Consider the following 19,781-nt stretch of genomic DNA (forward strand, 5'->3'; position numbering starts at 1 on the left):
TAGTGGGAATGAAAGGTGGTTTTACTGGAATGAGTAAAGCAGTTCAGTTTGATTACAGCAAGGCGCTAACGTTCATCGGGCAGCATGAAATTGACAATTTGGCAGCACAAGTTCGCACTGCGCATGATCAGCTTCGCAATGGCACAGGTGCGGGATCAGACTACCTTGGCTGGATTAACTTGCCGAATAGCTATGATAAAGAAGAATTCTCCCGCATTCAGACAGCGGCTGCGAAGATCCAATCGGACTCCGAGGTGCTGATTGTTATTGGAATTGGCGGTTCCTACCTTGGCGCGCGCGCTGCGATCGAGATGCTCTCGCACTCTTTCTCTAACCTGCTCCCGGGCGAGCAGCGCAAGGTTCCTCAAGTGCTCTTCGCGGGCAACAATATTAGCTCCAGATATGTAACGCATCTTCTTCAATTGCTTGAAGGCCGCGACTGGTCGATCAACGTGATCTCGAAGTCCGGTACAACAACGGAGCCGGCAATCGCGTTCCGCATATTCCGCGCAGCTCTTGAAGAGAAATACGGCAAGGCTGAAGCGCGCAAACGGATTTATGCAACGACAGACCGTGCTAAGGGCGCTTTGAAAAAGCTTGCAACAGAGGAAGGCTACGAGTCGTTCATTATCCCTGACGATGTAGGCGGACGTTACTCTGTACTTACGGCGGTTGGCTTGCTCCCAATTGCAGCAGCTGGCATCGACATCGAAGAGATGATGCATGGCGCAGCGGACGCATCGCAAGCGTACAGCAACCCTGAGCTTTCGGAGAACGAAGCTTACCAATATGCTGCAGCTCGTAACGCTCTGTACCGCAAAGGCAAAACGACTGAAATCCTCGTAAATTATGAGCCATCACTTCATTTCGTATCGGAGTGGTGGAAGCAGTTGTACGGCGAGAGCGAAGGTAAAGACTACAAAGGGATTTTCCCGGCGGCTGTCGACTTCTCAACGGATCTGCACTCCATGGGCCAATTCATTCAAGAAGGCAACCGGAACATCTTCGAGACGGTTATCCAAGTGAACAATGTGGCTGAACAAATCACAATCGCGCATGACGAGAGCGATTTGGACGGGCTGAACTTCCTGAGCGGCAAGACGATGGACTTCGTAAATAAGAAAGCGTTCGAAGGAACGCTACTGGCGCATACAGACGGCCAGGTGCCAAACTTTGTCGTGAATATCGCAGACATGACGCCGTACACATTCGGCTATCTCGTCTATTTCTTCGAAATTGCATGCGGCATCAGCGGTTACCTGCTTGGCGTGAATCCGTTCGATCAGCCAGGCGTTGAAGCGTACAAGAAGAACATGTTCGCATTGCTTGGCAAGCCTGGCTATGAACAAGAGAAGGCTGAGCTCGAAGCTCGATTGTAATCGGCAGTCGTGCTAAAACAGATCCATGTGACGAAATAACCGATACAATCGAGATACGTAAAGGGACCAAGCTCTTGTTCAATTAATGACAAGAGCTTGGTCCCTTTACCAACCAATATTCCCATCATGACGTTATTCAGTTTATAATAAAGTCGTGTACGTTATGGAATGTCTGTTGTTAACCTGCGATGGTGTTAGAACAATGTTCCACTGACAGCAAGTATTTTACTATGCTAAGGACAACGATTGTTCTGGTAGGTATAGAGGGGTTTTTAAATGATGCAAGAAAACTTTTGGCGCGATCTACCACGACCGTTTTTTGTACTAGCACCCATGGAAGATGTGACAGATGTTGTGTTTCGCCATGTGGTAAGTGAGGCCGGCAGACCGGATGTGTATTTTACGGAGTTTGCGAATACGGAGAGTTATTGTCACCCAGAGGGGAACAAGAGCGTACGTGGGCGCTTGACTTTCACCCCGGATGAACAGCCCATTGTAGCACATATCTGGGGAGATAAACCGGAATATTTCCGTGAAATGAGCATCGGCATGGCGAAAGAAGGCTTCAAAGGAATCGATATTAATATGGGGTGTCCAGTCGCGAATGTAGCAGAGAACGGGAAGGGCAGCGGACTGATCTGCCGTCCTGAAATCGCAGCGGATATCATCCAAGCCGCTAAAGCCGGAGGACTGCCTGTCAGTGTAAAAACAAGGCTCGGCTTTAGTGAGCTAGACGAATGGCGTGACTGGTTAACCCATATTTTGAAACAAGACATTGCTAATCTGTCCATTCATCTTCGGACAAGAGAGGAAATGAGCAAAGTAAAAGCTCATTGGGAACTGATTCCGGAGATTAAGAAGCTTCGTGATGAGATCGCGCCAGATACACTTCTGACCATTAACGGGGATATCCCCGACCGTCAGACTGGCCTGCAGCTTGCAGAGCAATACGGTGTCGACGGTATTATGATTGGACGCGGTATTTTTCAAAATCCATTTGCATTTGAGAAAGAGCCGAAGGAGCACAGCAGTGCGGAATTGCTTGATCTGCTGCGGCTCCATCTGGATTTGCATGATCAATACGCAGCAGAGGCACCACGTTCGTTTAGTGCGCTTACCCGTTTCTTCAAAATCTATGTCCGTGGGTTTCGTGGAGCAAGTGAACTTCGAAACAGCTTGATGAATGCCAAATCAAAAAGTGAAGTGTATGTCTTGCTGAATGAATTTAGAAGCAAGGAGCTTGCAGGGGCTGAGGAACATGGAAATGATGTCCGCCAGACAATTGAATGACTGTCGGACCACATAAACTTAAATACAACTCAAGTCGCACAAACTGCGGCTTTTTTGTATTTTTATAGGTGTTTTTCCATTCCCTTTATTCATTCCCCTGAAAGTAACCGATATTAATACAGCCAGCTATGCGATCAAGAAAGATGGCACATTATGGACCATTACCAAACAAAGTATGGAGAAGAAGCAAGGCAGCGTTACTCGAAGCGTACTTTCAGGGGTAGAGTTTAAACGTATTTCTTCGGATCATGATTGGACGGATCTGGCGGATCAGCCGGATAGCAGCAATAATATGATCTTTAGGAAGCAGAATGGCCAGCTTTACGGCCTGGGCTTTAATAGTAGCGGGGAATTGGATGAACCGAGAACTAACAAACCGTTTAAAGAGCTGTCTGTGATCGAAGAACTGACTGCAATTAATAAATATTACATTCAAGGCAAATAATCTCCACCTAATTAAGAAATAAACAATAACGAGGTTGCCGGCAAACAAATGAATCCGGCAGCCTTTTTTTGCGTTAACGGCACCTCGCTGGAACTCTCCAATTGTAAGCTACTTTACAGAATGTATAACGCCGTTTGCAGTAAACTTAGTTTGTAGCAGACGGTTAGATACAATCAGCCAAATCAATAATGCCACGCTGAGTTGGGAATAATGATTTTATAAAAAATACTTTGGAAAGAGTGGGATAATATGAATCAAAATGAATTGCAAGAACGAAGAATTGAAACGGCAATAAACTACTTCCGTTACGTTGATAATGGGGATCCGACTTTGGTCTCGCTCTTTGAAGATGATGCCACGCTATATTTTCCGAAGCTGGGATTAGCGAATGGTAAGGCAGAAATTGGACTGATTGCCCAAGGGTTTGGATCTGAAATTATTGAAATCATACACGATATTGAAAACTTTAATATTATGCCGAGTGGCGATTTTGTGATTATAGAGGGACAAGTAAAGGGAGTTACGCATTCCGGAGGTGCCTTCCCCGATAACGTATTCTCACAAGGCCGCTTCTGCAACGTCTTCGAGTTCAATGGCGAGTTTATTAAACGTCTGCACATCTATGAGGATCCTGACTTTAACAGTGCCGATATTCCGCGTGTCGAATGGGCTAAAAAGGTTCACGATTCTATAGCGCAACACAGGGCCGTCCAGAAACAGGAGGACTGATCATGAATCTGGCCATACTTGAAAAGCATATGTTCTCGGTTTGGAGCGAAACCGACCGAGAACGGAGAAGATTGGCTATAGACGAAGTGTACAGGGAAAACTGTATGATTTTCGATCCCATGTTTACTGATCCTTTCCAAGGACGCGACAAACTCATGAATCTAATTGATCAAGTGCAAGAACAATTTCCTGGCTTTGTATTCCGAATCGAATCCTATGACGCGCATCATCAAACTGTCCGGCTCCACTGGTCCTACGGGCCTCCCGGAGTGAAGCAGCCTGTTGTTACGGGCGAGGACTTCATTTTGTTTGAAGAGGGCCAGATAAAAAGCATGTATATTTATATTGACCAACCTCCTGTATGACGATTCATCGCGAAAGGAGCTACCTAACCATTGGTGGCTCCTTTTGCTTTTTCCATTGAACTACGCGTGAAATAATATACATCGCTATACGTTTTGTTTATGGTAAGCAAACCTTAAGAATTCGTTAAGCGTTGCTCTCCAGGTTCGATAAGCTTTGATCGGTATACTCTTGATATGGACGAGGAGAGGAGTCTCACTAATGTAAATTAGATTACTGAGTAATAAATCAGGTTGGAGTAATTTTAGAACAGGCCAAGTCGTTTTTTAATAGAAGCATCACGGCAAAAGAGAGGAGTTTACAACGTGGTATTTTCAAGTTTGTTTTTTCTATATTTATTTCTGCCTATATTAATGGTTGCCTATTATTTAATCCGCAATGCAACATTTCGAGTATGGCTGCTAATCGGCTTTTCCTTTCTATTCTATGCATGGGGAGAACCAGTTTGGATAGTGCTGCTGCTGTCTGCAGCCCTAACTGGCTACTTGTTCTCTATCGGTATCGGGAAGAATCGGGGAACTTGGATCGCTAAATTCCTGTATATAGCAGCTATTGGTGTCAATATCGGAATATTGAGTTTTTTCAAATACTCGAACTTTCTCATCCACAATTTGAACGCTGTGCTGCCGATTCACATTCAAAGCTCAAACGTCGCATTGCCGATCGGTGTATCGTTCTTTACGTTCGAAATTATCTGTTACTTGACGGATGTATATAGAGGAACCATTCAAGCACAGGTTTCCCCCAAAAATATCCTATTCTATGTTTCGTTTTTTCCTCATTTAGTTGCCGGACCGATCATACGTTACCGTGACATCGAGAAACAGATTGAACGTCCTCAAGTCTCCGTCGCAAGATTCAGCGAAGGTGTCACCAGATTCGTAACGGGTCTTGGCAAGAAGGTCATATTTGCCAATCTCATTGGGGAAAACGTCCCGCAGCTGTTGCAGCCGAGTGCAGATAGTGCTTCGGTGCTCGGCATTTGGTTTGGTGTCAGTTTGTTCGCCTTACAAATTTATTTTGATTTCTCTGGATATTCGGACATGGCAATCGGCATTGGTAAAATGTTCGGTTTCGAATTGCGTGAGAATTTTAATTATCCTTACGTATCAAAGTCTGCAGGCGATTTCTGGCGCCGCTGGAATATGTCGCTTGGCGGTTTTTTCCGTGATTATGTTTACATTCCACTTGGAGGAAATCGCAAGCATGTCATGCGCAATCTGTTTATTGTCTGGTTTTTGACTGGTTTATGGCATGGCGCGAGCTGGAATTTTATTATCTGGGGACTTTACTTCGGTGCACTTATCTATATTGAAAGACGCTGGATCGGATTATGGCTGGACAGAGCGCCTGCCGTTGTCGCTCATCTCTACGCGACTGGGGTGATGCTGGTCGGATGGGTGTGGTTCTATTTTACCGATTTGAAGGAGGCAGCACGTGCTTTACTGACGATGTTTGGACTGTACGGCCGCCAGCTGGCAACGCCTGAGCTTGCGATATATTTCCACGAAAATGCACTGCTGTTAATCGTCGCTGTCATCGGATGCACCCCGCTGACAAAGATCGCAGTAGTAAGTCTAATACGCAGATTTCCATGGCTTGGCATGAAGATGGCTGTAATTGCCGTACCAATGGCCAACGCGGCAGTACTTGTTGCCGCTACCCTTTTGCTTGTCGGAGGCACCTATAATCCATTTTTATATTACAGATTCTGATTGGAGGAAATGAAAGTGAAGCTAAAGCTTAAATTGTTAATTGCGCTCAATGCAACATTGTTTGTATTGATGTTACTTGGAATTGGTACTGTCAATTTGTTTGCTTCCCCTTCGGCGGATAAGTCGGAGCTGGAGCAGCGTGATCTGGCATTGAAACCGGCGTTTTCCTGGGCTCGACTGTTCGCAGGCGAATATACGCATGAAATGGATCAGTACTTTGCCGATCATTTCGCGTTTCGGTCTACTCTATTACAAGCAGGCGCGGGCTTAAAAGGTCTAAAAGGCCTGCCTGACAAAGGCGGGGCGACCATTGTAGAACAAGGCGGCGACAATACAGCGGCAGGCAGCTCTGTAACAGGTTCCGATTCTGTCAAATATTTGATTTTGGGCGACCGTGCCATCACGTTATTCAACTATTCCGCAGAGGCCGCTAACCGGTACGCTAAAGCACTCAATCGGTTCAAAGCTTCAGTTGATCCACATGTTCACGTTTATTCCATGCTTGCTCCTTCGTCCGCAGCTTTTCTTGGCGATTCCAAGTATCGGGACATGACGGATTCACAGCAAGACGCATTTGCCGTTATCGATTCGCAACTGAACAAGGGAATAACGCCGGTAGATGCTTACGCAGCACTCAAGCAGCATCGATCAGAGTATATTTATTTCCGAACGGATCATCATTGGACAAGTCTAGGTGCTTATTATGCCTATTCAGAGCTAATGAAGAAGATGGACGTGAAGCCAAGACCATTGAACACTTATAAAAAGGGAAGCATTGAAAACTTCCTTGGATCCAGTTATAAAGCTACTTTGAGTGCCAAGCTTAGGGTTCATCCGGATACCATCGATTATTATGATCCCCAAGTGGAATATTCGTATAAAGCGTTAACCACAAAGGAAAAGAGCGTCTCACGGCATGTCGTCGATCCTCATTATGCGGCCGCCGGTAACGGTTTCTATGCGGTATTTCTAGGTGGAGATTTCCCGCTGGGGGAAATTACCACTAAACATAAGAATGGCAAAAAGCTGGTCGTAGTAAAAGATTCTTATGCGAATGCCTTAATTCCTTATTTGCTCCCGCATTTTGAGGAAATCGATATCATCGATCCTCGTTATTACAAAGGAAGCATAACTGCATATGTCAAGGAACACCGGATAACGGACGTCCTGTTATTGAGTAGCTCTACAGCAGCCAGAACAACTCACGTAGCTGAATTGCTTGAAGACAAAATTTCGAAATGAGGTGGAACATGTCCGGGAGAGAAACAATCCTCATCGTTGATGACGAGCAAGAAATCATCAAACTGATGGAAATTTATTTGAAGAATGAAAATTATGAGCTGCTGAAAGCATCCGACGGTCTGGAGGCGCTGGAGTTGCTGCAAAGGAACGTTGTTGATTTGATCATATTAGACGTGATGATGCCACGGCTGGATGGAATCGAGGCATGCATGCGCATTCGGGAAGATCGAGATACACCGATTATCATGGTATCCGCCAAAAGCCAGGACATGGATAAAATCACAGGCCTAAGCATCGGAGCGGACGATTATGTGACAAAACCATTCAATCCATTAGAACTGATGGCGCGTGTTAAATCTCAGCTTCGCCGTTATAACAGATTCACCAAACGGACCGCGATCGGAGCGGACGAAATTGTAATCGATGATTTGGTAATTAACATCGCTATGCATACGGTCAATGTCGATCAACGTGAAGTGAAACTGACTCCACGAGAGTTTGCCATCCTTCACTTGTTGGCTGTCAATCGCGGCATAGTACTCCGAATGGATAAAATCTATGAGGAAGTCTGGAAGGAACCGTATATGGAATCAAAAAATACGGTTATGGTTCATATCCGAAAACTGCGTGAGAAAATCGAACGCGATCCACAGAATCCACGCTTCATAAAAACGGTATGGGGAATAGGTTATAAAATGGAAAGCGGCTTAGGCTGAGGAGGTACCGATGGAATGGAAGCGGCTATATTCACTTCGTGTTAAATTCTTATTTATTTTGATTGCTAGCGTCGCTATCACCACTGCGTTCATTTACTTGTTCCGTCAGCTGATTTCCTTACTTTATAAGCATCATTTTCTAATTTGGCCATTACCTTGGTTGATTAATCATATCGGGTCACTTCCCGTTATGGGGGCGACAGGTATTATCGTGTTCTTAATCTTATACTTCATGTTTGCCGGCGGGTTAGCTAGTTATCTCAAAGAAATTGAGGCGTCTTTCAAGGAAATTGGAGGGGGACGACTCGACGCCGTACTCACGGTTCGTACATCGGACGAGCTTGGCGCAGTTGCGGCGAGCGTTAACCGAATGACTGCCGAGCTTAAGGCCTATTTAGCAGAAATTAGGACTGGTTTGGATAAAATCGCCGAAGGGCAATTTGACAATCCGATACCTGTTCGTACCGGCGAGCTTGCCAATGTCGCCGAGAGCATTAACAGAACAGCAGATCGGCTTAACCGCTCCATCGAGGAAGAACGCAGTGCAGAGAAGTCTAAGAACGACCTTATCACAGGAGTATCGCATGATTTACGGACGCCGCTTACTTCTATTTTAGGTTTTTTAGAGGTTATCGAAGAAGACCGATACAGGGACGAGACAGAACTTCGCCATTACGTCAGCATCGCTTACGAGAAGGCGCAGAATTTGAAGAATCTGATTGATGACCTATTTGAATATACACGTGTAAACAATGGTTTACCAATACGTCCTCGAGAGTTGGATCTGATCGGTTTACTACGTCAACTATCCGAAGAGTTTGTACCAGAAGCAGAGCGAACTGGTGTCGTATGCCGTATTTCGACGAATTTAGATCAGGTGGTCGTATGGGCTGACGGTGATTTGCTCGTTCGCAGTTTCGAGAATTTGCTCTCCAACGCAATTCGCTACGGATCCAAAGGAAAAGAAGTCAATATTGTCGTCAGCATAGAAGAAGAAAATGCGGTTGTTCAATTCATTAATTACGGCGAAACCATTCCACACAGCGATCTTCCTTTCATTTTCGACCGATTTTATCGCGTGGAGCAATCTCGCTCAAAGAGAACAGGCGGGACCGGTCTTGGCCTAGCTATTGCCAAAAGTATCGTCGAAGCGCACGACGGCTCCATCATTGCCACAAGTGATCAATGGCAGACTGTTTTCGAAGCTCGTTTCCCGATAACTGCTGTGACTCAATTCCATTGAAAACCTTCAAAAAAGCAGAAAACGCAGCCATCAGGCTGCGTTTCGTCTTCATAAAGCATTACGCAAAGGAGTGTTGATTGCGTTGAATAAAGTAAGAATAAATTATCTGGATGTTTATCGAGCAATTGCTATTCTAGCCGTACTCATGATCCACATTACTTCATCTGTCGTGACTAACTTACCAATGAGTTCCAGTTTATTCCCGCTATATGTTGCAATCAATTCGGCAGCGCATTATGCGGTGCCTGCTTTTTTATTTTTGAGTGCTCTGGTCTTGTTCTATAATTACGACGGTCAAATAGGGATTCGTTGGGGCAACTTCTATGGCAAAAGGATATTGGGGATCATTGTGCCCTACGTAATCTGGTCATTCTTGTATTATCTTCTCATGAACGAGATCAGCAGACGCAGCATCAAGGAGAGCTGGCCAAAATTCTTTGAAGGCTTATTGTTCGGAAGCAACTATGCACATCTTTATTACATTGTCGTATTGCTGCAGTTATTTCTGTTATTCCCTTTGCTTCTGCGATTAATTCGCATCCCGTGGATTCGTTCTTACTTAATTCCAATCGGAATCCTCGCCCAGCTTGGATTCTACTTCAGTAATCATTATTTGTTTCATATGGGTAAGCCAAATGCGTTTATAGGGTCCTATTTCCTATATTTGTTCCTTGGGGCACATTCTGGAATTAAACTGAGTTCGACGATGAATTGGCTGAGAAAACCGAAAGGGTTACTTTATGGCGCAATCCTGCTGCTCGGGATTAACCATGTCGTGCAAATCTTTGTTCAGCTCTATGACCCACTGGACGCTAAGTATTCGTGGTTCATTTACATGAAGTATGTATCGGTGCACGGTTACGCGACGGTTTGTTGTTACTTCCTGATTCATATCTCAGCCATGTTACACGCTAAGAAATGGGGAGTGACGAAGTTGTTGAAGGAACTTGGCGTTGCCTCCTTTGGTATCTACCTGATTCACCCTTTTATACTCAACTTCTGGAGAAGCAAGGTCATGACGAATGATCCATTGATGTACCACCTGCTTATCTGGGCCGGGGGATTGGCGGCATTGATGATTCCTTGGGTGGCTACGATGATCTTCCGTCGATTTAAATGGGGTGGTTTATTCATTGGGATGGATAAAGTGAAGGTAGTTAAATCTAACGCTAACAAGAGGATAGGAGACACAGTCATGAAAGTATTACAAAGTTTGGTGGTTTTATTGATCTTACTCATGCCAATAAATTTAGGGGAAACGTTGCATGTATCATCAGCGGAAGGACTCGAATCTCTGCATTCATCGTATGCTATGGACAATTTATTGATCAGAATGGGAAGCCAAATTATGATTCATAATGGAGAAACCTACAAGTCAGTACAGCCTGTATCGGCAACCAATGGCAATGCGTTCATCCCGCTCAGTGCGATTGCGCTCCGTTATCATTTCCAACTTGTCTATAACGCTCAGAAGAAAGAGGCCACCGTGAAGAGCGATCGCCATGAACTCGGTTTCAAAGCTGGCAGTAGTTTCGCTTCACGTGATGGTTCATTAGTTAAACTAAATGCTGCGCCTTATATTTCGAAAGGCTACCTAATGGTTCCGCTACGTTCCTGGGGCGAAATGACAGACAGCACGATTCAAGTAACAGGCAATCAAATTATGATGAAGTGGTCAACCACTCCGATTTCTCAGAAACCTAAAGCGAATTTTGAAGTCAGTCCAGTCGAAATATACGCAGGACAGACGAAGGTCACCTATTTGGATCTTACGACAAGCGAGACAGGACAGCCAATTTTGAACGAACGCTGGGAAGGGCAAATGGAAGTGTTTCCGGCGGAAGGCACTTATGTCATCAAGAGAGAGGTGCAGGATACTGACGGAGTATGGAGCGATCCGTTCTACGTTAAGGTGAAGGTTCAAGCGCCGAACCAGCCTCCCGTGGCGGACTTCGCCATGGATAAGCCACAATATCGAATTGGTGAATCCGTGACCTACACCAACACCAGCACGGATGATAAGAATGCTATCGTTCGAAGTACGTTTACGGGCAACGATCCAGTGTTCTTCGAACCCGGCGAGAAGCTTGTCACGTTAGTTGTCGAAGATAAGCAGGGGTTGACTTCGACCGTAACGAAGACGATCACGGTCACGAACAATGTCCTGTATACGAAAGACGAATATGCACGATTGTTTACACCTACAGGCGATATCTATGCAATTGATGCACAATCGGTGCTAAATTACCCATCGTACAAATACAGAATTGACTCGGATAATGCTCAGATGGTTAGAAGTAACAGCCCGGAAATGCTCATTCAAGAAGGAATCGAGTACCGCGCGCAATTGACTGGAAAAGTCCGTTTCATGTTTCATAATATCAATAAAATGGGTTATCCTGTCACCATTCATTTATTGGCGACTAATACGGGAAGTTCCGTAGTTAATTATAATAAAAGCGCCAGTGGTATCGGCGGGCCGACACCTTCACCAGAACTTGCGGGAAAACTATCCACAGCGCGTTATTTGACATCGCTGGCAAGCAGCCCCGCGGAGGAATGGTCAATTATCCGCCCCGGAGAAACCAAAGAAATCCTCCCTGACATTTCAAAAGCTTCATTAAAGCCGGGAGAAGCGTTAAGTTCTTACATTGATGCTTATTCGGATAAAGAAATCCTCTACAACGTCGTTGTCATTGCCGCAGGCAAAGAACCAATAGCATCGCTCCCTAACCTGTCGGTTATGCCACGGGATGGCGTACACGTCAGAGGTACGTTCTATTATGCCGATCGTTCTATCAATATCGAAGATCAACTTGGCGATACGCCACAGCGTATCATGTTTGGAGATATCGGGGGAGTCGATACGATACTAGACGGGATTGACGAGACAACAGGACAACTGGAGTACAATCGAGGCAATTATGGCGTACTGTATCGCTTACATTTGTCTCATGTGTCCCCTCATACATTGATTTCTTTGAATGGGCGAGGAGGAATATACACCGGTGCATTCTTTGTTAAAGGAAAGTTGGTAATGGTCGCGAATAACCAGGCACTGAGGAGCAATACTCAGGCAGCCGTATTGCATCGAACCGGCGAAAGCGAAGAGTCGGTTAACATCATCTTCACGATTGCGTCGGGAAGCAACCTTCCTATCGCGATGACGTTAACTCCTTTGCCTCCGGCTCGACAATAATTGAACGAGAAAAGCGGCTGATCAGGATATCATCCTGATCAGCCGCTTTTAATTGTTTAGCCTAATTTGATGCCAATCGATGCATTGTCGTCTGGTGTTCCGAGCCAATATCCATAAGCGATGGCTACTTGAACAAAATGGTTCAACACTTCCGGTGAAGGAGGCCCCGGTTGAATGGATTCAGCCGGACGTCCGATTTCAACGAAGAAATCACCCATCTTCGCAGTCGATGCGACTACCAATTTAACGGTTTTGTTCGTAGCATTTCTCCATGCGTGCTTTACGTGTCCAGGAATATCAACGGTTTGTCCGGCATTTACAGTTTGCCAGCTATCATTTGTAAAAGCTTCAAGTTGACCCTCGAGAACGACAAAGGTTTCGCGATCATCGTGACTATGAACGGGAACGACCACACCTGGCGGCACTTCAGCTTCCATAACGCTATAATCCCGATTTTCCGCTAAGTCAGTCAATAGTTTGATACGTGGTCCCATAACATCTAAAAAATTCGACATATAAATTCCTCCATTAATTTTCATTTGGTTGTGATACTAAAATATCAAATAGCCATGAATCAAGTTTGTTAAAGCAGTTATTTGTCGTAAACCAACAACAGCATCGCTCCTTTCTTGCTTGAGTCCTATCATAGTCTCTAGTCGTCTATCTATCTGTAATCTCTATTACAAAATGAAATACATCATCACGCAGCTCCGCTTGCATCATAAGTATTTGTTATGTGTTCGTTCTTATTCTTGTTGTAGTACGAGATGTTTCTTCATTATATGTGCCCGGATTCTTCGCATTGTAATCTGGATTACAGATGCGGAAAATGTGGTAGTTTATGATGAATGTAACAATCACCTATTGGTTAAGTTACTCGAGAAACATTCCCACTATAACTTTTAAGGAGGAGCAACCGGTATGGAGCACTATGAGGTCATTATTATCGGGTTCGGAAAAGGCGGGAAAACGTTAGCCGCAGCATTAGCCGATCGTGGTCAGAAAGTTGCAGTAATCGAGCAATCCAAGATGATGTATGGGGGAACTTGTATTAATATCGGGTGCATACCGACAAAGTCGTTGGTGCATCATTCCAACCTTTCCCGACTCAAGAAGCTGTCGAGTTTCGAGGAAAAAGCGGCTGAATACCATTCAGCCATCGATAAGAAAACGAATTTAATCGCTGCATTAAGGCAAAAGAACTTCGAGAACCTCGATAAGAAAGAAGCGGTTACGCTCTATTCGGGTAAAGCTTCATTTACATCCCAACATGAAATTTCTGTCCAAACGGAGAGTGGCGCCATCTCGTTACATGGCGAGCGGATCTACATCAATACCGGCGCCTCCATTATCATTCCCGATATTGATGGCATTCAAGAAAGCCAGCGTGTATACACCAGCACGACATTGATGGAAGAGACAGCTCTTCCCAAGCGCCTCGTCATTATTGGTGCCGGTTATATCGGATTGGAATTCGCCTCCATGTATGCCGGATTTGGTTCCGAGGTTATCGTTCTGGATTCGCATCGCGATCTGCTAGAAAGGGAAGATCGGGACATTGCGCAAGCGATACGAAACACATTAGAGAAGCGCGGTGTAGACTTCCGTTACGGGGCAATCATTCAATCCGTGATTGATACAGAACATGAAACAGCGGTTACTTATATGGAAGACGATCAGGTGCGGCAAGTATCAGTGGATGCTGTCTTAGTGGCGGCCGGAAGAAAACCGAATATCGATGGCTTACAGCTCTCAAGCGCAGGTATAGCGATTACCGATCGAGGCGCAATCCAAGTGGACGAGAATTTGCAAACAACTGTCCCTCATATTTTCGCGATGGGCGATGTCACAGGCGGTCTGCAATTCACGTATATTTCGCTGGATGACCAACGGATAATCATGGATCATTTATATGGACACAAAAGTCGGACAACCCGTGATCGAAAATTCGTTCCTTATTCCGTCTTTATCGACCCACCGTTGTCTCGCGTAGGATTAACCGAACAAGAAGCCATCGCACAAGGATATGAAGTGAAAATTGCGGTTTTACAAGCCGCCGCCATACCTCGGGCCAAATTAAGCGAAGAGACAGAGGGGCTCTTGAAAGCGGTCGTAGATGCACAAACAGATCTAATCTTAGGCTGTTCTTTATTCTGTGCCGACTCTCACGAGATGATTAATATCGTTCAAATTGCGATGCAAACCGAACAGTCCTATACCTTCCTAAGGGATCATATCTTCACGCATCCTTCGATGAGCGAATCCTTGAATGATTTATTTCAATTGATTTCGCACGGATCGTCACGACAATAATCAAAGCGCAGAATCGGCGGGAGAACGGGGAGAAACTGGGGAATGATTAAAACGTATGAGGCGAAATATAAACAGGAAATCGTCGATTTGGTTCTTTACGTTCAGAATTCGGAATTTCATTTGAATATCGGCATTGAGGAGCAATCCGATATTCTTGACATACCAACGTATTACTTGGCTGACGGAGGCAACTTCTGGGTCGCTTTGAATGAAGCCGGGAACGTGATCGGAACCATTGGATTGCAGCAACTCACCGAGGAGCTTTACATCTTGAAGAAGTTTTTTATCTATAGCGATTACCGAGGCAAGGCATTTTCGCTTGAACTTTTCAATGAATTAATTATTTATGCGAAGAAGCAGGGTATAAAGACGGTCATCCTAGATACGCCTTCCATTGCAACACGATCGCATCGCTTTTACGAAAAGAACGGATTTAAGGGAATATCCAAACAAGACTTGCCGGTTCATTATGACTATCCGGACCGGGACTCATTACTTTATCGACTGAATTTATGATGCAAGCTGCTCCGGTAATCTAAATTACTGAGAAATCATTCATTTCGAGTTATGATTTCTTCATCCTTTTGGAACCAAAAAGGCTGCAGCTGCAAAGTATCATCGTGATTAGTGAAGTAAATAATAATCACAGTCAAAGTTAGGATTCGAACCAAGTACAACACAATAGGAGGAGTCATCATGTCCAATCAACAAGTCCAACTGAATATTAGATTTACGGCTAAACCGGGGAAAAAAGATGAATTTCGCAAGGAGTTATCTTCTCTTATCGAAGAGATGTCATCCGAGAAGTCATTCATCAGCGCCATCGTCTCTGATGACTTGGATCAGCCTGATGTCTTGGTCATTTATGAAACATGGCAAGGCACGAGAGAGAGCTGGCTTGCTGAAGAATTCACAAAGCCATATCGCAAGAATTACGAAGGAACACTGGGTAATTTAATCGTTGACAGAAGCATTAGTTGGCTAGAACCGAAGGCCGAATGGGGAAGTCAAATAACGAAGGTATAAGTCATTCATGGCCCAAATTTAATCTTTCATTCCATTCAATTAGGCAGAGGAGTCTGTATCATACAGCTCCCTGCCTTATTTCCATATTTCGGCGTACGGAGGGGAAACAACATGCAGGACGTGTTTCATGAGGGTGAACGGATGGTTCAACGTTTGACGGGAGAAAGCTGGATTGCCCAGCAGAACGCACAAATGATCAGCAACCGGTTTTCGAATGGGGTGATAAACTTCCTGAAGTCGCAGCGGTTTGGGGTCATGTCGTTCATGGACCAACAAGGAAGCGTATGGGTGAGCTTCATTTCCGGAGAACCCGGGTTTATAAACGTGATGGATGAGCACCGGGCGGAGATTAGAGGCGTCTTGACAGACGACGGGTCAAACTCTGTGTCCGAGTCGCATCAAATCGGATTGCTTATTATCGATACGGAACGAAGGATCAGGCTGCGGTTAAACGGGGAAGCGACTAGAGAATCGAATCGAATCGTTGTTGTTGCGCAACAGATTTATGGGAACTGTCCGAAGTATATTCAGAAACGAGCGCTTCTTCAAGAAAAGAATCCTAATGCGGCACTACTAACATCCGAACATCGCGATAAACGACTGAACCGAGAGCAGGAGCGATGGATTTCAAATGCGGATACATTCTATATTGGCAGTGCGAATGATAATGGGGAAATGGACGTGTCCCACCGGGGAGGGAATCCGGGGTTTATTCATGTCGTTAATGCAGAGACGCTGCTGATTCCTGATTATCAAGGCAACTCGTTGTATAACACATTGGGAAATATCCAATCCAACCCTTCAACAGGATTGTTATTTATTGACTATGACCACGGTCATTTGCTTCAGTTGACTGGGGTAGCCAGTTTAATTTGGGGTGAATCAGCAACGGCTTCCTTCCCCGGTGCGGGATTACTGGTTAGATATGAAATCAGAGATGTAATTCAATTGGATAATGCCACTGAACTGAGGTGGGGAGATACGGAAATGTCGCCCTATAACCCGGTCTTATAGAAGGGATCCTGTTGAAACAGAAATTGTCATGAGACAAGGAACCAAGTGCGCATCAAATACTACAACTGGGACATACTGGAGGTGATAAAGAAAGGGAGAATTGGAAATCATTCACGTACCATTACCTCTTTGGTCATGAAGCAAGTAAAGGGGATTAAACAAGTGCAGGAGAAAATATCTCATTTTCAGTTAGGTTGTTTGTTATTCGGATTTATTGCCGGTTTCGAAAGTTTGTTTCTAACCGAAGCGAAGCTAATGAAACAAGATGTTTGGATTGCTAATGTATTCAATTTTATAGCCGGAATCACGTTGTTATGGATCATTACGTATGTCCAACGTCAGTTCCCGAACCACAATTTGACTGAAATTTGCGATAAACTATTCGGAAAATGGATTAGCAAAGCATTTCTATGCTTATATTTACTTAGTAACTTGGAATCCGTCTCGGGAGGTTTTCGTGCAGTATCCATGTTCTACACGACGGTGATCCTGCCTAATACGCGATCGGATTATCTAATATTAATCTACGCGGCTTGTTCGACTTATGCCGTATATATTGGTCTGGGCACATTAGCACGAACAAACTTGGTTATTATCCCGTTTTTTTTAATCGGTTTTCTAGCCACTTGCTTATTTATTATTCCAGAGGTTCAAACGAACCCGTTCCTTCCTCCGCTCCAAAGCTCAAAAGAGAACATGGTTATCGGAAGTATGCATTTGTTTACGTTTACCTTCTCGCAGATGATTACATTTGGCTTTCTCATGTCGCGGGTTGAAAATAAGAATAAAATTTTCTCGTCCGGTTCCTTGGCAATTTTGATGTCGAGTTTATACTTGGTGATGATTTCCTACTTGACTCTAAGTTCTTTAGGGTTTAATTACGTCGAAACCTCGACATACCCGTTCTTCTCAACGATTCAATTGGTGAAATTAGGGGAGTATTTGGAAAGGATTGAAATCCTTTTAATCGGGCTGTGGACCGTTCTTAACATGGTTTATATTATCGTGATGCAATACGTGTTTACTCTTGTGGCAGGGCATGTCTTCGGAATATCTAAGATGAGGCCGTTTGTATTGGTAATCGGGCTCCTATTCTTTGCTCATGCCTCCAAGAGCTTTATTCGCACCGCAGATCACTTCACCTATGGCACTAAAATTTATACGCTCTCTTCCTTGCTCCCCTGTATCGTTTTCCCCTTAGTGTTAGTAGTGATGACATTGATTAAGAAGAAGAGGGTACAATGAAGATGAAGGCGTTTAGTACGCGCTCTTATTCAAGTTTGAGAGTGTTATAGTAAAGGTAGACCCTTGCTCAAATTCGCTATCCACCGATATTCTCCAACCATGCTTCTCAATAATCGTTTTGACAATGGATAAACCAAGTCCGACTCCTCCGGATTTACGAGAACGCGATTTATTAATTCGGTAAAAGGGTTCGAAAATCTGTTGCATTTCATCGCTTGGAATGCCATTGCCTGAATCCGATATCGTTATTTTCCCTGTATTGTTTTCAACTTCAGTCTTAATCCGAATTTGTCCGCCATGCTTATTATATTTGGCTGCATTCTCCACCAAATTGAAAAAAGCCCTATACAGCAGGACCTGATTGCCGAGTACACTCAGGAGTCCGCAGCCAAGCTCTGTTTCAATCTGCTTCTCTTCAAGAATCGGATGGAGTTCACTGGTAATGGATTCAAACATCTCGCGCAGGTTAATGGAAGCGATGTCCAACCGCTCCTGCTCGTCATACAGAGTCATTAGATCATCGACTACGGAAATCAATCGATTCACATTTCGATCTGTTGTCGCTAGTGTTTCTGCGTAATCTGATAGTGAAGGATGCTCCTCGATATGAAGGACCTGTATACCGGCATTAATTATAGCCAATGGGGTTTTAAGTTCATGGGCTACATTAGCAGAAAATCGTTTTTGTTGTGAAAATGATTTTTCTAACCGGTCCAGCATAATATTGAATGAATGTCCCAGTCTACCTACCTCATCATTTGTATTCAATATAGGAACGCGATCACGTAAATCATCCTCGGTTATGGCAGAGATCGTATGGCTTAAGTTATGAATTGGACGTAGTGACCTGCCTGCGAAGAGATACACCATACCCATTCCGAGTATGGTAACAATAAACATAATGATTATACTGGTTTTATCAAACTTTTGTTTGGCTTCAGTAACCGCCTTTGCGGACAATTCGGCCTGAGGGACTGTTATCAAGGGTAGAGGAGTATCAATCTCTGCTATGGAAAGGTGTGCTGAAATCGGGCCAGCAGCCGTTAAGTAAGTGAATTGAGAATGTGCATTATAGGAAGCGGTAATGGTTAGGATAATAGAACAAAAGATTAGTATGGCACCGGCAAGCAAGGTGATACGTAATCGTAAGGAAATTCCACGTGCAAATTTCATTCTAATGCCTCCTCAATTTTATAACCCCTGCCGCGAACATTGGAAATCAGTTCTTTTTCACAATGAGCTTCGACCAGTTTCTTTTTTATCGCATGAATGTGGTACTTTAAAGTGTCAGGAAATATTTCAGCATTGCTCTCACTGGTGTGATTAATCAATCTTGCCGCACTGATAACTTGTCCTTTTAGAAGCATTAGGTATTCCAATATGGCAAACTCTTTTTTGGTAAGCGGAAGACTATGCTCATGATAAGAAACCATTTTCGTAGACATATTTAAGCGAAGGCCACCGCAAGTAAGTTCATTTCCTTGCTGAATATATGTAATACGTGACAAGGTTCGTATTCTTGCTTCTAGCTCGAGAAAATCAAAAGGTTTCGTCAAATAATCGTTTGCGCCTAAGTCCAAGCCCTTTACTCGTTCTTCAATCGCATTCCGCGCGGACAAAATCAATATTTTTGTCTCTTTATCCTTTTGCCTGATGTACTGCAAAACCTCTAAGCCATCAAGTTCGGGCAGATTGATATCGAGGACGATCACATCATACGCATTGACTTTATAGTAGTCCAACGCTTCTTCGCCATCGTATGCCTGGTCCACAGCGTAACCGCTCTTGTGCAGCCCGCGTTTAACAATCGTTGATAAGTCTTCCTCATCTTCAACAAGCAATATTTTCATGATGCCTCCATA

General features: G+C 44.4%; 18 protein-coding genes. 15 read left to right on the top strand and 3 right to left on the bottom strand.

All coding sequences use genetic code 11. From position 1 onward, the window contains the following. Positions 1 to 29 precede the first annotated feature (29 nt). The 10 genes from BLW29_RS01310 to BLW29_RS01355 all read left to right on the top strand — a co-directional run bounded on the left by BLW29_RS01310 (position 30) and on the right by BLW29_RS01355 (position 12,321). Complete coding sequence (locus BLW29_RS01310) at positions 30 to 1,379, top strand: glucose-6-phosphate isomerase (RefSeq protein WP_090975532.1); 1,350 nt, start codon at positions 30 to 32, stop codon at positions 1,377 to 1,379. A 279-nt stretch (positions 1,380 to 1,658) separates the two neighbouring features. Beyond that, positions 1,659 to 2,669: a tRNA dihydrouridine synthase gene (locus tag BLW29_RS01315; protein WP_090977022.1), complete on the top strand. Its 1,011-nt coding sequence runs from the start codon at positions 1,659 to 1,661 to the stop codon at positions 2,667 to 2,669. Positions 2,670 to 2,844: 175 nt separating this feature from the next. Next, complete coding sequence (locus BLW29_RS01320) at positions 2,845 to 3,114, top strand: hypothetical protein (RefSeq protein ID WP_090975533.1); 270 nt, start codon at positions 2,845 to 2,847, stop codon at positions 3,112 to 3,114. A 249-nt stretch (positions 3,115 to 3,363) separates the two neighbouring features. Next, positions 3,364 to 3,843 (top strand): nuclear transport factor 2 family protein, encoded by a 480-nt coding sequence (locus tag BLW29_RS01325; protein WP_090975534.1) that lies wholly within the window; start codon positions 3,364 to 3,366, stop codon positions 3,841 to 3,843. 2 nt (positions 3,844 to 3,845) lie between these two features. Continuing rightward, complete coding sequence (locus tag BLW29_RS01330) at positions 3,846 to 4,208, top strand: nuclear transport factor 2 family protein (protein ID WP_090975535.1); 363 nt, start codon at positions 3,846 to 3,848, stop codon at positions 4,206 to 4,208. Between the two features lie 303 nt (positions 4,209 to 4,511). Next, positions 4,512 to 5,921 (top strand): MBOAT family O-acyltransferase, encoded by a 1,410-nt coding sequence (locus tag BLW29_RS01335; protein WP_090975536.1) that lies wholly within the window; start codon positions 4,512 to 4,514, stop codon positions 5,919 to 5,921. Positions 5,922 to 5,936: 15 nt separating this feature from the next. Then, the gene (locus BLW29_RS01340; protein ID WP_177186433.1) at positions 5,937 to 7,163 is read left to right on the top strand and encodes a DHHW family protein; all 1,227 of its coding nucleotides are present in this window, start codon (positions 5,937 to 5,939) and stop codon (positions 7,161 to 7,163) included. An 8-nt stretch (positions 7,164 to 7,171) separates the two neighbouring features. Beyond that, a complete protein-coding gene (locus BLW29_RS01345; RefSeq protein ID WP_090975538.1) occupies positions 7,172 to 7,879 on the top strand; it encodes a response regulator transcription factor in 708 nt (235 codons plus the stop codon). Between the two features lie 10 nt (positions 7,880 to 7,889). Then, entirely contained in the window at positions 7,890 to 9,122 is a 1,233-nt protein-coding gene (locus tag BLW29_RS01350) for a sensor histidine kinase (RefSeq protein ID WP_090975539.1), read from the top strand. A gap of 82 nt (positions 9,123 to 9,204) precedes the next feature. Beyond that, positions 9,205 to 12,321 (top strand): acyltransferase family protein, encoded by a 3,117-nt coding sequence (locus BLW29_RS01355; protein WP_090975540.1) that lies wholly within the window; start codon positions 9,205 to 9,207, stop codon positions 12,319 to 12,321. A 56-nt stretch (positions 12,322 to 12,377) separates the two neighbouring features. Here the strand turns inward: BLW29_RS01355 and BLW29_RS01360 are convergent, their stop codons facing one another. Next, a complete protein-coding gene (locus BLW29_RS01360) occupies positions 12,378 to 12,836 on the bottom strand; it encodes a cupin domain-containing protein (RefSeq protein ID WP_177186434.1) in 459 nt (152 codons plus the stop codon). A 406-nt stretch (positions 12,837 to 13,242) separates the two neighbouring features. Here BLW29_RS01360 and BLW29_RS01365 point away from each other — a divergent pair, with 406 nt between their 5' ends. The 5 genes from BLW29_RS01365 (at position 13,243) to BLW29_RS01385 (ending at position 17,919) form a co-directional block, all read left to right on the top strand. Beyond that, positions 13,243 to 14,634 carry an FAD-dependent oxidoreductase gene (locus tag BLW29_RS01365; RefSeq protein ID WP_090975542.1) on the top strand — a complete coding sequence of 464 codons (1,392 nt, stop codon included), beginning with the start codon at positions 13,243 to 13,245 and terminating at the stop codon, positions 14,632 to 14,634. Between the two features lie 42 nt (positions 14,635 to 14,676). Beyond that, entirely contained in the window at positions 14,677 to 15,150 is a 474-nt protein-coding gene (locus BLW29_RS01370) for a GNAT family N-acetyltransferase (protein WP_090975543.1), read from the top strand. A 180-nt stretch (positions 15,151 to 15,330) separates the two neighbouring features. Continuing rightward, positions 15,331 to 15,660 (top strand): putative quinol monooxygenase, encoded by a 330-nt coding sequence (locus BLW29_RS01375; RefSeq protein ID WP_090975544.1) that lies wholly within the window; start codon positions 15,331 to 15,333, stop codon positions 15,658 to 15,660. A 111-nt stretch (positions 15,661 to 15,771) separates the two neighbouring features. Continuing rightward, entirely contained in the window at positions 15,772 to 16,674 is a 903-nt protein-coding gene (locus BLW29_RS01380; protein ID WP_090975545.1) for a PNPOx family protein, read from the top strand. A 162-nt stretch (positions 16,675 to 16,836) separates the two neighbouring features. Further along, a complete protein-coding gene (locus tag BLW29_RS01385; RefSeq protein WP_177186435.1) occupies positions 16,837 to 17,919 on the top strand; it encodes a GerAB/ArcD/ProY family transporter in 1,083 nt (360 codons plus the stop codon). 12 nt (positions 17,920 to 17,931) lie between these two features. On the opposite strand, the gene BLW29_RS01390 is transcribed toward BLW29_RS01385, so the two are convergent. Both BLW29_RS01390 and BLW29_RS01395 read right to left on the bottom strand, forming a co-directional pair. Beyond that, the gene (locus BLW29_RS01390) at positions 17,932 to 19,092 is read right to left on the bottom strand and encodes a sensor histidine kinase (protein WP_090975547.1); all 1,161 of its coding nucleotides are present in this window, start codon (positions 19,090 to 19,092) and stop codon (positions 17,932 to 17,934) included. Beyond that, entirely contained in the window at positions 19,089 to 19,769 is a 681-nt protein-coding gene (locus BLW29_RS01395; RefSeq protein WP_090975548.1) for a response regulator transcription factor, read from the bottom strand. The genes BLW29_RS01390 and BLW29_RS01395 overlap by 4 nt, the downstream gene beginning before the upstream one ends. Between the last annotated feature and the right edge of the window lie 12 nt (positions 19,770 to 19,781).

It is taken from the genome of Paenibacillus sp. CF384, assembly GCF_900106745.1.
Taxonomy (GTDB): Bacteria; Bacillota; Bacilli; order Paenibacillales; family Paenibacillaceae; genus Paenibacillus_Z.

Coding starts and splice junctions, on each gene's coding strand:
- BLW29_RS01375 (WP_090975544.1), top strand. CDS start 15,331: ATGTCCAATCAACAAGTCCAACTGAATATTAGATTTACGGCTAAACCG.
- BLW29_RS01380 (WP_090975545.1), top strand. CDS start 15,772: ATGCAGGACGTGTTTCATGAGGGTGAACGGATGGTTCAACGTTTGACG.
- BLW29_RS01395 (WP_090975548.1), bottom strand. CDS start 19,769: ATGAAAATATTGCTTGTTGAAGATGAGGAAGACTTATCAACGATTGTT.
- BLW29_RS01390 (WP_090975547.1), bottom strand. CDS start 19,092: ATGAAATTTGCACGTGGAATTTCCTTACGATTACGTATCACCTTGCTT.
- BLW29_RS01345 (WP_090975538.1), top strand. CDS start 7,172: ATGTCCGGGAGAGAAACAATCCTCATCGTTGATGACGAGCAAGAAATC.
- BLW29_RS01350 (WP_090975539.1), top strand. CDS start 7,890: ATGGAATGGAAGCGGCTATATTCACTTCGTGTTAAATTCTTATTTATT.
- BLW29_RS01320 (WP_090975533.1), top strand. CDS start 2,845: ATGGAGAAGAAGCAAGGCAGCGTTACTCGAAGCGTACTTTCAGGGGTA.
- BLW29_RS01310 (WP_090975532.1), top strand. CDS start 30: ATGAGTAAAGCAGTTCAGTTTGATTACAGCAAGGCGCTAACGTTCATC.
- BLW29_RS01315 (WP_090977022.1), top strand. CDS start 1,659: ATGCAAGAAAACTTTTGGCGCGATCTACCACGACCGTTTTTTGTACTA.
- BLW29_RS01360 (WP_177186434.1), bottom strand. CDS start 12,836: ATGTCGAATTTTTTAGATGTTATGGGACCACGTATCAAACTATTGACT.
- BLW29_RS01365 (WP_090975542.1), top strand. CDS start 13,243: ATGGAGCACTATGAGGTCATTATTATCGGGTTCGGAAAAGGCGGGAAA.
- BLW29_RS01325 (WP_090975534.1), top strand. CDS start 3,364: ATGAATCAAAATGAATTGCAAGAACGAAGAATTGAAACGGCAATAAAC.
- BLW29_RS01330 (WP_090975535.1), top strand. CDS start 3,846: ATGAATCTGGCCATACTTGAAAAGCATATGTTCTCGGTTTGGAGCGAA.
- BLW29_RS01370 (WP_090975543.1), top strand. CDS start 14,677: ATGATTAAAACGTATGAGGCGAAATATAAACAGGAAATCGTCGATTTG.